Genomic DNA, 12,286 nt, shown 5'->3' on the forward strand with positions numbered 1-12,286 from the left:
ATCCAGATCGGAATATACGTGGCTAACTGCGAGGCGCTGAGCACCTCGCCAAGCAACGTGATCGAGACCAGCACCAGCAGCACCGGCTCGACATAGCCGAGAATGCCGAACAATGCGACCGGCAATAAACGGCTCGCCTTAAGATACGAAGCCAGCGCAATCGTGCTGAGCGCGCCGAGCCCCGGCAACAACAAACACCACATGTCGATACGCCCGCCGATCATGGTCAGCGAACCGCCGATGGCGATGAACACAGCCGCCGCCGGCATCAGCAGCGCCATTTCTACCGTGAACATCGCCAGCGAATCCTGGTTGATTTTGCGGCGCAGCACGAAATACGGCGGATAGCCGAGTGCGACCAGCACGGTCGGCCACGAAAACGCGCCCGTCATCCACAGTTCGTGCCCAACGCCCAAAGCTGCACAGATAACCGCTAGCCACTGCAAGCCGTCGAGGCGCTCGTGATAGTAGAAGCGCCCCACCAGCACCATCGCCATCGGCAGCAGAAAATAACCGAGCGAAACTTCAAGCATGCGCCCATGCAGCGGCGCCCAGAGAAACACCCACAACTGCGCGCCCAGCAACACCGCGCTGACAACCATCGCCACGCCGAGCTTCGGCTCCGTCACCATGCGGTAAAGAAGTTGCCGGAGAATCGGCAGGCGTTTGCGCAACACGATCAGCAATAGCGCCCCGGGTACGGTCCACACGATACGCCACGCGAAAATGTCGAGACCGCTCAACGGCGCAAGCAGCTTGGCGTAAGCGGACAGTAAAGCAAACATCGCCGACGCGCCGACCGACAACGCGATACCGCGCTTTGGGTCATACTGGTTCATTGCGCGACCCGTGGCGCAGTGGCTTCGGCATACGGTACAGATGCTCGAACTGATTCAGATGCGGGTGTGTGCGGCGCAGCATACGGCTGCACGCCTCGAGTTGTTGTCATTAGAAGTGAAGTCTCTCAAACAGGCAGTGCGGATCAAGCGCTGCATTTTTATCTTCGATAGGCGATGCAAGCGGGCATTCTAGACGGGTTCCCCGCCAACGTGCCCGCGCGTTCCTTGCAGTAAGCAGCAATTTTTCCCGTGCGCATCGCGCGCTGATGCACTAGAACATAACTTCACGCGCGACAGGTGAATCCGCGGCTTCCATACCAGCAACTTCTCGCGCACCTGCTCAAGCTCGAATCTTGCTACGAAGTCTGGCGACACGATTTGCAACGTGATCCGAGACACCTTGGACCGCCGTCGCGACCGTCAACTGCAACATCAATTAGCCGGGCCGGCACAGGCAGTCCAAGCGGACCGAGCCAGCCCTTCTTTCCCGCGGCACGCAGCAACTGCATTTCATTGCGCCTGCCGTCACCCGGCCAGCAATCCTGCTCATCGAATGTGACTACTGGAGCCAGCATGACCCAGCCAGCCCTATCGCACGACGCATCGCCCGATCTGCTACGCGCAACCTTCGCCGCCGACGTTCGCGCCGGACTCACGCACACGCCGCAGAAAGAACTGCCCTCGAAGTATCTGTATGACGAAGTAGGCTCCGCGCTCTTCGAAGTGATCACGGTACTGCCCGAATACGGCGTGACGCGCGCCGAGGAGAACCTGCTCACGAAGCACGCGGCGGACATCGTCGCACACCTGCCGCACGACGTGACCGTCGCCGAACTGGGCAGCGGCAGCGGTCGCAAAACGCGGCGCATTCTGGAAGCACTGTGTAAAAAGCGCCCCACTTCTTACTTCCCGATTGAAATTTCGCGCAGCGCGTTGCAGTTATGCAGGCGTGAACTCGGCGACATCGAGCGGATTTCGATCGTCGGTTATGAACGCGATTACCTGGCCGGACTCGCCGAAGTGAGCAAGAACCGCGCGGCGGACGAACGGCTACTCGTACTGTTTCTTGGCAGTACGATCGGTAATTTCGGCAGACTCGCGGCGACGCGCTTCCTGCGCGATATCCGCAATATGCTCGCACCCGGCGACGCGTTGCTGCTTGGCACGGACCTGATCAAGCCGACACCGGTGCTCGTGGCCGCTTACGACGATGCGATCGGCGTGACCGCATCGTTCAATCTGAATCTGCTGGCGCGCATCAATCGCGAGCTCGACGGTGATTTTCCGCTCGATGCGTTCGAGCACATCGCGCGCTTCAATCCGGACGCGCGCAGCATCGAAATGCATCTGCGTGCGAAACGCGATGTCACCGCGCACGTGGGCGCCGCGCAGTTGATCGTCTCGCTCAAGGCAGGCGAAACGATCTGGACCGAGAGCAGCCACAAATATCGCGCTGACGAGATGCCCGCGATCGCCGACGATGCGGGCTTCGTGTGCAGCCATCAGTGGATCGAAGATGGATGGGGGTTCGCTGAAAGCTTGCTGGTGGCGCGATAGGCGCTTTAGGCGCCTGAGGCGCCAAACGTTATCGGCCCATTCGGCCGACAAACAGGACACGCAAACTGCAGGGCGGCGCGCCATCGATAAGATGGCGCGCCGCCTTTTTTGCTCGAAGTCCACTTACTCAGTGCTGCTCGAAACGCTCATAACGCTTTTCGGTCGCGCGCTCTTCGCCGGCCACTTCAGTCACGCGCGCCGCCGGCGGCCCGTGACGCAGCCACGACAGCATCCGGTCGACCTGGTTGGCCGAGCCCTGCAACATAGCTTCGACGGAACCGTCGTCGAGATTTGCCACCCAACCTTTGATACCGAGCGCGTGGGCCTGCCGCACGGTGGCGTGGCGAAAGCCGACGCCCTGCACGGTGCCGCGCACTCGCACGTAATACGTTTCGATCCGCTGATCCAGATCCGGGGCCATGCCGTCCTCTCTTCGCAAAACTTTCAAGCCGGCATTCTAGTCGCGTCGCGGCGAGAATGCTCGGCGGCGCATCGATTCGTCCGGGTTCGCCTGCGTGCCTGGGCAGCCCGGCGCGACACGCGGCACGCGCGACACGTACAATCCGTCGACTGTCACGCAGGAAATGAAAGAGAATGACCGAACAGAATCGCGACCTCGTGCTCGTGACCGGCGCATCCGGCTTCGTCGGCTCGTCGGTGGCGCGCATCGCGCAGCAGAAGGGTTTCAAGGTGCGCGTGCTGGTGCGCGCCACCAGTTCGCGCAAAAACGTCGAGGCGCTGGATGCGGAAATCGTCGTCGGCGATATGCGCGACGAAGCGTCGATGCGCAACGCGCTGCGCGGCGTGCGCTACCTGCTGCACGTGGCGGCAGACTACCGTTTGTGGGCGCCGGATCCGAGCGAAATCGAGCGCTCGAATCTCGAAGGCACCGAGGCAACCATGCGCGCGGCGCTGAAGGAAGGCGTCGAACGCATCGTCTATACGAGCAGCGTGGCGACGTTGAAAGTCACCCGTTCCGGCCAGTCCGCAGACGAGACTTCGCCGCTCAAAGCCGACCAGGCGATCGGCGTATATAAGCGCAGCAAGGTGCTGGCCGAACGCGCGGTGGAGCGCATGATTGCCGAAGACGGGCTGCCCGCCGTGATCGTCAATCCGTCCACGCCGATCGGTCCGCGCGACGTCAAGCCGACGCCGACCGGTCGCATCATCGTCGAAGCGGCGCTCGGCAAGATCCCCGCGTTCGTCGATACGGGGCTGAACCTCGTGCACGTGGATGACGTGGCCGCCGGCCATTTTCTGGCGCTCGAACGCGGCAAGATCGGCGAGCGCTACATTCTCGGCGGCGAAAATCTGCCGCTGCAACAAATGCTCGCGGATATCGCCGCGCTGACCGGCCGCAAGGCGCCAACGTTGACTTTGCCGCGCTGGCCGCTCTATCCGCTCGCCATGGGTGCCGAAGCCGTCGCCAAGATCACGAAGCGCGAACCGTTCCTCACCGTCGACGGTCTGAAGATGTCGAAGAACAAGATGTACTTCACGTCGGCAAAGGCGGAACGCGAGCTTGGCTATCTCGCGCGACCCTATCGCGAGGGTTTGAGCGATGCGATCGACTGGTTCCGGGAAGCCGGGTATTTAAAGTCTTGATAGAGCCCTGACGCGGGCAAGATAAGCAGCGCCGTCCCGCGTAGGCTGCATCACCCAGCTCGGGCAGGCTACGCTACGCTGCGCTAGCACGCGCAAGCGGCATCACCCAGGTCGCGCAAGCTACGCCGCGCCGAACGGCGTGGTGTGGCCTGCACGCACTTTGTTACAACGTCACTTTGTTTGCGACAGGTAAAAGCCTACGCGCAGCAGGTAAAATCGTAGGTCTTACCAGAGAAACTTCGCATGAATCTTCACGAACAGCTCGGCGCGCTGGAAACGGGCGTCGATCAGCTCATCCAGGCTGTCGTGGCCCCGCAGGCCGAAAACATCCCCGAGACACCCGCTGAGACCCAAGCGCACGAAGCGCCGGTGGCAAACCACGTCTCGTCCGAATCGAAAGCGGAACGCGTCGAGACTGAAGACACGCTAGCCGGAGCGGAACAGACGCCGGTGGTCGCGGAAGAGCCGGCCGCGGAACCAGTCGCACCTGTCCCGCCCACGCTCGAAATCAACCGCCCCGCGCAGAACGAGATCACGATGACGATCGGCGGCCAGACGGTCGCGCTGCGTGCTGAGCAGATCGGGCAACTGATCGAGGAATTGTCGAACGCGCGCGCCTCGATGACACCGGAACCGCCGCCGGGCATCCCGCCGGGCTGGCGCTTCGTGTCGACGAAGAATCCCGTCATGGCCGTACAGAAGCAATCGAATGGCGACCGTCTGCTGGTCATGCGCCACACCGGCCACGGCTGGGTACCGTTCACGTTCTCGCCCGACATGGTGATCCAGATGTACATGATGCTCACCAAGGGCTGATGGAAAGATCGAGCAACGATCGATGTAAAAAAAGCGGCGCCTGGGAGCGCCGCTTTTCTTTTCGTCCGATGAATCTGGACGTGCGCGTTTCAGCGCTCCTGCACCGGCGCCTGCACGCGCGCCTTCCATTGCCCGCCCTTACCGCGCCAGTAACGCACCGCCGACGCAAACGTCGCGCCGACATAGAACAACGCCACCAGCGGCAGGAACGGGGCCCACAACGGCGAACGGCGGTAGTAGCTGAGCATCGGCGCATAAGCGCAGCACATGAGCGCCCACGCCAGCCATGCGGGCCAACCCAGGGGACCGAGCACCAGCGCGGCTACCGGCGGCATCAGGTAAATGATCGTCATGCCCAGCAGCGTGCCCGCCAGCAGCAGCGGCGAGTAACGCAACTGCGTAAAGGCCGTGCGCGCGATCATGTTCCAGATCTCACGCCAGCTATCGTACGGACGCAGCGACACGCTGCGCGCCGCCACGTCCAGACGGATCGCATGACGCCCCGTGCCGCGATGCTTGATGCGCGCGGCGAGGCTGCAATCGTCGATCAGCTCGGCGCGAATCGACTCGATACCGCCCGCTTCTTCGAGCGCGCTGCGCCGGACCAGCATGCAGCCACCCGCCGCCGCCGCCGTGCGGTTGCGCGGGTTATTGACCCACGAGAACGGATACAGCTTGGCGAAGAAGAACACGAAAGCCGGAATCAGCGCCTTCTCCCAGAACGAATCGCAGCGCAGACGGACCATCAGCGAAACGAGATCGCGTTTTTCCGCATCCGCACGCGCGACGAGCTGCGTGACGGCGTCCGCGGGATGGCCGATGTCGGCGTCGGTAAGCAACAGAAAGTCTGCAGGCAGACCAAGCGTGCGCACCGCCTCGATGCCTTGCGACTGCGCCCACACCTTGCCCGACCAGCCCGGCGGCAGCGGCTTCGCGCTCAGCACCGTCAGGCAATCCGGGCATTGCAGTTGCAATGCGGCCGCGCGGGCGGCGGCGGCGGTGCCGTCGGTGCTGTGGTCGTCGACGACGATCACGTGAAATTCGCCCGGATAGTCCTGCTCGAGCAAGGTGGTGACCGCCTCGGCGATCACATCGACTTCATTGCGTGCCGGCACCACGGCGGCGACCGCTGGCCAGGTTTCACGCGGTTCGAGCATGAGCGGCGTAGCGGGACGCGCCCGCCAGAAACCGCCACGCGCGAACAGCAACACACACCAGATCAGCAGGGAAAGACACGAAAGAAGAAACAGAACCACCACCATTAAGCATTACCCTCGAGTGAACCCGCTTCTACGCCGACGCGCCGCGACAGGCGCATCACCACAGTGCGTACCGCGACGACGCACCAGTCAAAAGTGTTGAGCACCGGCCGCTCGCGAAACACGTCGTAGCCGGCCTTTTCGATCCGCTCGAGGATGCGCAGGCCACCGTGGATGGCGCCGCACAACTCGATACCCAAGCGCCCGCGGATACGCAACGCGAGCGGCGCGCCGCGTACCAGCGTGGCCCGGACAAATGAAATCTCGTAGGCCATCAGCTTGACCCACGCATCGTCGACGACGCCCTTGGCGATCTGCGCCTCGGTCACGTTGAAACGCCGCAGATCCGCGAGCGGCAGATACACGCGGTCTTTTTTCCAGTCGGCGGCGACGTCCTGCCAGAAGCTGATCAGTTGCGAGGCCGTACAGATCGCGTCGGCGTCGGCGAGATTCTCCGGCGTGGCGGCGCTCACCAGATGCAGCATCAGATGCCCGAGCGGGCTTGCCGAGTGGCGGCAATAGTCGAGCAGCGCGGCCCGGTCCGCGTAACGGTTGGTGTCGATGTCCTGACCGCACGCGTGGAGCAGATCGTAGAACGGCGCGAGCGGCAGTTTATACTGTGCAACCACGCCCGCGAGCTTGCCGAACAGGAGCGGGTGCGCCGGCGCCGCGCGCCGCTGCGCTACGGCGTCGAGGCCGGCGCGGAAGTCGGCGAGGCGGGCATGCCGCTCGGCCGGGCTCCAGTCGCCTTCATCGGCAATGTCGCCGGCAGTGCGGACAACCTGATAGATAATGCCGATAGGCGCGCGCAGCGCCTTCGGCAGCAACACGCTCGCGACCGGAAAATTTTCGTATTGATCGACGTCCATCCAGCGAGCCTCGAAACCATTCTGTAATGCGGCCGCAAACGTGCGCCGCGGGACCACGTAGTTTAAGGGTTCCGCCAAACCGGTGCAGCGCGTAATCATTACCACCTGCGCATTACCACCTGCGCATTACCACCCGCGCGTTACGACCCGCGCATTGCCGCCTGCGCCATGGATGCGGCGCCATGGATGCGGCGCCGGGCAGCAGGCCTGCGGCGCGGCGGCGGCCCGACGCCTGGGCAGGCCCGCCAGAGCAAAGCCGGCCTGATAGCGTTAGAATGCGCGTTTGGTTTTGCTGTACCGGCTCGTCGCCGGGGCTCAAGACGTCAACTAAATAGATGGTCGCGGCGATAAAGTCATAGTTACCGGCTTCTTCGAAACCCGCGTCAGTCGGAGTTCGCCAATTTATGCGAGTCATCCTTGCTCAACCCCGCGGCTTTTGTGCGGGTGTTGTTCGTGCGATCGAGATCGTCGATCGCGCGTTACAGCAGCACGGCGCGCCCGTGTATGTTCGCCACGAGATTGTTCACAATCGCCACGTGGTGGACAATCTGCGCCAGAAAGGTGCGCGCTTTGTCGAAGAACTCGATGAGGTGCCGCAAGGCGCCGTGGCGATTTTCAGCGCGCATGGTGTCGCGCAGACCGTCGAGCGCGACGCGGAGCAGCGCGGCCTCGACGTGCTCGACGCGACCTGCCCGCTCGTGACCAAAGTTCACGTGCAAGGGCGCCAGTATGTGGCTGCGGGTCGTACCCTGATCCTGATCGGCCACGCAGGCCATCCGGAAGTGGAAGGCACGATCGGCCAGATTCCCGGCAAGGTGCTGCTGGTGCAGAATGAAGCCGAGGTCGCCCATCTGGACCTGCCGCTCGATACGCCGCTCGCGTACGTCACGCAGACCACGCTGTCGGTTGACGACACACGTGGCATCATCGACGCCTTGCTGCGCCGTTTCACCGACATCGTCGGTCCCGACACGCGCGACATCTGCTACGCCACGCAAAACCGTCAGGCTGCGGTGCGCGAACTGAGCAAAGAGGTCGACGTGCTGCTGGTGGTTGGCGCAACCAACAGTTCCAACTCGAACCGGTTGCGCGAGATCGGCAGTGAAAGCGGCGTGAAGAGTTATCTCGTCGCCGACGGTTCGGAAGTGAAGCCGGAGTGGTTTGCGAATGTGCAGACTGTCGGCATCACGGCCGGTGCTTCGGCACCGGAAGAGATGGTGAAGAACGTAATCGATGCGCTGCGCGCATTGGGGCCTGTCGATGTCACGACGATGGCGGGCCGTGAAGAGAAAGTCGAATTCAAGTTGCCATCGAAACTGATGCAACCACTCGCTGCACGCGAAGTTTAAGGAGGACGTCTTGTCTATTCCGCTGCTACAGAAAGTCCGGGTCGGCGCATACATCATGCGTCAGCACCTTTCGCGCAACAAACGCTACCCGCTCGCGTTGATGCTGGAGCCGCTGTTCCGCTGCAACCTTGCCTGCAATGGCTGCGGCAAGATCGATTATCCGGATCCCATCCTGAATCAGCGTCTGTCGCTCGAAGAATGCCTTGGCGCAGTCGACGAATGCGGCGCACCGGTCGTTTCGATTGCAGGCGGTGAGCCGCTGCTGCACAAGGAAATGCCGCAGATCGTGAAGGGCATCATCGCGCGCAAGAAGTTCGTGTACCTGTGCACGAATGCGCTGCTGATGGAAAAGAAGATGGACGACTACGAGCCGAATCCGTACTTCGTCTGGTCAGTTCACCTGGACGGCGACGAACAGGCGCACGATCACTCGGTGTCGCAGGAAGGCGTGTACGTCAAGGCAGTCGCCGCGATCAAGGAAGCGAAGCGCCGTGGTTTCCGTGTGAACATCAACTGCACGTTGTTCAACGACGCAGTGCCGGAACGCGTGGCTGCATTCTTCGACACGCTCGGCCCGATGGGTGTGGACGGCATCACCGTCTCGCCGGGTTATGCCTATGAGCGCGCGCCGGATCAGCAGCACTTCCTGAACCGCGACAAGACCAAGCATCTGTTCCGCGAAATTTTCAAGCGCGGCAACAATGGCAAGAACTGGTCGTTCAGCCAGTCCGCCATGTTCCTGGACTTCCTCGCCGGCAATCAGACGTACGAGTGCACGCCTTGGGGCAACCCGGCGCGTACGGTGTTCGGCTGGCAGAAGCCGTGCTATCTGGTCGGCGAAGGTTACGTGAAGACCTTCAAGGAACTGATGGACACCACGGAGTGGGACAACTACGGTACGGGTAACTATGAGAAGTGCGCGGACTGCATGGTGCACTGCGGCTTCGAAGCGACTGCCGTGATGGATACGGTGGCGCACCCGTTGAAGGCTTTGAAGGTCAGCCTGCGCGGCCCGAAGACTTCCGGTGCCTTCACCAAGGATATTCCTTTGGACAAGCAGCGTCCCGCCGAGTACGTGTTCTCGCGTCACGTCGAGATCAAGCTCGAAGAGATTGGGCGCACGGGTAAGGGCAAGAAGGTGCAGACGGCTGCTTCAGCTTCCGCACACTAAGCTGTCGGTCATTGGGGCGATTTTGTCCGCCCCATGATGAGCATGTTTTGTAGAAAAAAAGCGCGGTGGCCTGATTGCCACCGCGCTTTTTCTTTTTTGTGCTTTCTCTTTTTTGCGTTACTTCAGCCTGCGCTTCGTGCGTTATGCGCAGTCAGGAACTTGATCAGCCCATCCACGCCGCCTTTGGAAAGCTGATCGGCAAACTGCGTCTGATAAACCTGAATCAGCCAGGCACCCATCATGTTGATGTCGTAAATCTTCCAGCCGGATGCGCCTTTAGTCAGCCGGTAATCGATCGCATCGTCCCCGCCGTTGCTGATCACGTGTGACTGCACGACTACGTCCTTGGCGCCGGCCGGCACGTTGACCGGCAAAAACTTGAATTTCACATCCTGATCGCGCAACTGCGACAGCGACGAGGCGTACGTGCGCACCAGCAGCAGCGTAAACTGCTCATACAGCTGCTTCTGCTGCTCGGGGGTCGCCGTACTCCATGCCTTCCCTACGGCGATCCGCGTGGTCCGCTGAAAATCGGTAGCCGGCACAAATCGCGTCTGAACCAGCTCGGTAATCTTCGCCATATCGCCGCCGCGCGCCTGTGGATCGGCCTTCATCGCGGTAACCGTGCCTTCGACGGCACTCTTCACCAGCGCATCGGGCGCGCTTTGTGCGTACGCCGCAGTGGACACCACGGCCGCAGCCAGAAAAGCAGACAGATAACGTTTCATACGCTCGCCAAAACCCCAAGAAGTAAGCGCCGACGAACTCATGAGCCCGCGGCGAAAGCTGGATAGACTCAGTATACCGATATTGCGTTCCCGCCCCCTGCCGCGCCGCCCGGGAGCCGTCCTTGCTGCCGAAGTGGAGCCGAGTTGCTCCGGCTCTGTATACTTGTGCACTTTCGTCAAAAACACCGTCCGTGATAAGGCCACCCCCGCCTACATGCTGAAGTCATCTATTGTCCGTCTCGTCGCCTATTCGGTGCGCCATCCGTTATGGATCATCGCCCTGTCGCTTGTGCTCGCCGTTTTGAGCGGCTTCTACGTTGCCCACAACTTCAAAATCAACACCGATATCAGCAAGCTCATCGAGACCGACAAGCAATGGTCGTCGCTCGAAAACGCCATGGATAAGGCCTTCCCGGATCGCGGTCAAACCGTGCTGGTGGTGGTCGAAGCCCGCGCCCCGGAGTTTGCCGACGCCGCCGCCAGTGCCTTGACGGCCGCGCTCAAAGCCGATCCGAAGGAGTTCGTCGCGGTCTCGCAGCCCGCCGGCGGCCCGTTCTTCGAACACAATGGTCTGTTGTTCCCGTCGACCGATGAGGTGATGTCGACCACCTCGCAGCTCGTCCAGTCGCGCCCGCTCGTCAATGCGCTCGCGCATGATCCGAGCCTGACCGGCCTCGCCGGCACGCTCACCACGAGTCTGTTGCTGCCGCTTCAGCTGGGTCAGGTGAAGCTGGCCGACATGAGCCATCTGCTGTCGCAAAGCGCAACCACGTTCGATCGCGTGCTGGCCGGCCAGCCGGCGGCGTTCTCGTGGCGCGCGCTGGTCGACAGGAGCGCTGCTACGGATCCGGCGCGCGCCTTCGTCACGGTGCAGCCGGTCGTGAACTACGACGCGCTGGAGCCCGGCGCAACGGCATCGAAAGCGATCCGTGACACCGCCGCGTCGCTGCACCTCGATACGCGCTATGGCGCCACCGTCCGCCTGACCGGCGAACAGCCTCTCGCGGACGAAGAATTCGCGTCGGTCAAGGACGGCGCCGTGCTCAACGGTATCGGCACCTTCATTGTCGTGCTGGTCATTCTGTGGCTGGCGCTGCGTTCGGGCCGCATGATCCTCGCCGTGTTCATCACGCTGTTCGTCGGACTCGCGATCACCGCGGCGCTCGGCCTGCTGCTGGTCGGCGCGCTCAACATGATTTCGGTCGCCTTCATGGTGCTGTTCGTGGGGCTCGGGGTCGATTTCGGCGTACAGTTCGGCGTCAAATATCGTGAGGAACGTAATCGCGACGACCGTCTTTCCGCCGCCCTCATGCACACCGCGCACAGCATCGGCGTGCCGCTGACGCTCGCTGCCGTGGCGGTCGCGCTGAGCTTCTTCTCGTTCCTGCCGACGGCTTACCGCGGCGTGTCGGAATTGGGCGAGATCGCCGGCGTCGGCATGTTCGTCGCGTACTTCACCAACATGACGCTGCTGCCGGCGCTCCTGAAACTCTTCAATCCGCCGATCGAAGCCGTGTCGCCCGGCTTCAAACAGCTCGCGCCCGTCGACGATTTCCTCGACCATCACCGCAAGCCGGTGCTGATCGGAACGCTCATCGTCGTGATTGGCGCTACGCCGTTACTCACGCATTTGCGTTTCGACTTCAATCCGCTGCATCTGAAGGACCCGCATACGGAATCGATGGCGACGCTGGTGTCGCTGAAGGACTCGCCGGAAGCGGCGGTCAACAACGTGCACGTGCTGGCACCCACGCTTGCCGATGCGGACCAGAAGGCCGCACATCTGCGCACGCTGCCGGAAGTGGGCCGCGTTACCACGCTGGACACCTTCGTTCCGACCGAGCAGCAACAAAAGATGATGCTTGTTGCAAGCGCCGCACAGCAGCTGTTGCCCGCGCTGCAGCAGAAGCCCTCGCCTCAAGCCACGGACGCGGTGCGCGTCGCCGCGTTGAAGCGCGCGTCGAACCAGCTCTCGCTCGCCGCTGACGACCACCCGGGCCCGGGTGCCGCCGAAGCCAGGCATCTGTCCGCGACGCTGCAAAAGCTGGCTGCCGCCGACGCCGCCACGCGCGACCGCGCCGAAACCGCGATGT

The 12,286-nt window shown here is 62.3% G+C and carries 11 protein-coding genes; 6 read left to right on the forward strand and 5 right to left on the reverse strand.

What is annotated here, in order from left to right:
- Positions 1 to 839, reverse strand: an 839-nt coding sequence (rarD, locus tag VFE81_RS17255) for an EamA family transporter RarD (RefSeq protein WP_325045761.1), incomplete at its 3' end; no start/stop codon positions are given.
- A 573-nt stretch (positions 840 to 1,412) separates the two neighbouring features.
- Here rarD and egtD point away from each other — a divergent pair.
- The gene (egtD, locus tag VFE81_RS17260; RefSeq protein WP_325045762.1) at positions 1,413 to 2,396 is read left to right on the forward strand and encodes an L-histidine N(alpha)-methyltransferase; all 984 of its coding nucleotides are present in this window, start codon (positions 1,413 to 1,415) and stop codon (positions 2,394 to 2,396) included.
- Between the two features lie 127 nt (positions 2,397 to 2,523).
- Here the strand turns inward: egtD and VFE81_RS17265 are convergent, their stop codons facing one another.
- Positions 2,524 to 2,817, reverse strand: coding sequence for an acylphosphatase (locus VFE81_RS17265; protein WP_012428825.1), 294 nt, complete (start codon positions 2,815 to 2,817; stop codon positions 2,524 to 2,526).
- 173 nt (positions 2,818 to 2,990) lie between these two features.
- On the opposite strand from VFE81_RS17265, the gene hpnA reads away from it, so the two are divergent.
- The gene (gene hpnA / locus VFE81_RS17270) at positions 2,991 to 4,001 is read left to right on the forward strand and encodes a hopanoid-associated sugar epimerase (RefSeq protein ID WP_325045763.1); all 1,011 of its coding nucleotides are present in this window, start codon (positions 2,991 to 2,993) and stop codon (positions 3,999 to 4,001) included.
- 243 nt (positions 4,002 to 4,244) lie between these two features.
- A complete protein-coding gene (locus VFE81_RS17275; RefSeq protein WP_325045764.1) occupies positions 4,245 to 4,817 on the forward strand; it encodes a hypothetical protein in 573 nt (190 codons plus the stop codon).
- Positions 4,818 to 4,906: 89 nt separating this feature from the next.
- Here VFE81_RS17275 and VFE81_RS17280 read toward each other — a convergent pair whose 3' ends face one another.
- Positions 4,907 to 6,079 (reverse strand): glycosyltransferase, encoded by a 1,173-nt coding sequence (locus tag VFE81_RS17280; protein WP_325045765.1) that lies wholly within the window; start codon positions 6,077 to 6,079, stop codon positions 4,907 to 4,909.
- Positions 6,079 to 6,945 (reverse strand): squalene synthase HpnC, encoded by an 867-nt coding sequence (hpnC, locus tag VFE81_RS17285; protein ID WP_325045766.1) that lies wholly within the window; start codon positions 6,943 to 6,945, stop codon positions 6,079 to 6,081. Before hpnC ends, VFE81_RS17280 begins: the two co-directional genes overlap by 1 nt.
- A 404-nt stretch (positions 6,946 to 7,349) precedes the next feature.
- On the opposite strand from hpnC, the gene ispH reads away from it, so the two are divergent.
- Both ispH and hpnH read left to right on the forward strand, forming a co-directional pair.
- Positions 7,350 to 8,294 carry a 4-hydroxy-3-methylbut-2-enyl diphosphate reductase gene (gene ispH, locus VFE81_RS17290; RefSeq protein ID WP_325045767.1) on the forward strand — a complete coding sequence of 315 codons (945 nt, stop codon included), beginning with the start codon at positions 7,350 to 7,352 and terminating at the stop codon, positions 8,292 to 8,294.
- 10 nt (positions 8,295 to 8,304) lie between these two features.
- The gene (gene hpnH / locus VFE81_RS17295) at positions 8,305 to 9,465 is read left to right on the forward strand and encodes an adenosyl-hopene transferase HpnH (RefSeq protein ID WP_325045768.1); all 1,161 of its coding nucleotides are present in this window, start codon (positions 8,305 to 8,307) and stop codon (positions 9,463 to 9,465) included.
- Between the two features lie 122 nt (positions 9,466 to 9,587).
- Here hpnH and VFE81_RS17300 read toward each other — a convergent pair whose 3' ends face one another.
- A complete protein-coding gene (locus VFE81_RS17300) occupies positions 9,588 to 10,193 on the reverse strand; it encodes an ABC transporter substrate-binding protein (protein ID WP_325045769.1) in 606 nt (201 codons plus the stop codon).
- A 214-nt stretch (positions 10,194 to 10,407) separates the two neighbouring features.
- Between VFE81_RS17300 and VFE81_RS17305 the strand changes: the two genes are divergently transcribed.
- Positions 10,408 to 12,286: MMPL family transporter (locus tag VFE81_RS17305; RefSeq protein ID WP_325045770.1), on the forward strand; the 1,879-nt coding region annotated here is incomplete at its 3' end.

This window comes from Paraburkholderia sp. (genome assembly GCF_035656215.1).
Lineage (GTDB): Bacteria > Pseudomonadota > Gammaproteobacteria > Burkholderiales > Burkholderiaceae > Paraburkholderia.

Excerpts from the sequence above, each read along its gene's own strand:
- VFE81_RS17280 (WP_325045765.1), bottom strand. The coding sequence starts at position 6,079 with ATGGTGGTGGTTCTGTTTCTTCTTTCGTGTCTTTCCCTGCTGATCTGG.
- VFE81_RS17265 (WP_012428825.1), bottom strand. The coding sequence starts at position 2,817 with ATGGCCCCGGATCTGGATCAGCGGATCGAAACGTATTACGTGCGAGTG.
- hpnC (WP_325045766.1), bottom strand. The coding sequence starts at position 6,945 with ATGGACGTCGATCAATACGAAAATTTTCCGGTCGCGAGCGTGTTGCTG.
- VFE81_RS17300 (WP_325045769.1), bottom strand. The coding sequence starts at position 10,193 with ATGAAACGTTATCTGTCTGCTTTTCTGGCTGCGGCCGTGGTGTCCACT.
- egtD (WP_325045762.1), top strand. The coding sequence starts at position 1,413 with ATGACCCAGCCAGCCCTATCGCACGACGCATCGCCCGATCTGCTACGC.
- ispH (WP_325045767.1), top strand. The coding sequence starts at position 7,350 with ATGCGAGTCATCCTTGCTCAACCCCGCGGCTTTTGTGCGGGTGTTGTT.
- VFE81_RS17275 (WP_325045764.1), top strand. The coding sequence starts at position 4,245 with ATGAATCTTCACGAACAGCTCGGCGCGCTGGAAACGGGCGTCGATCAG.
- hpnA (WP_325045763.1), top strand. The coding sequence starts at position 2,991 with ATGACCGAACAGAATCGCGACCTCGTGCTCGTGACCGGCGCATCCGGC.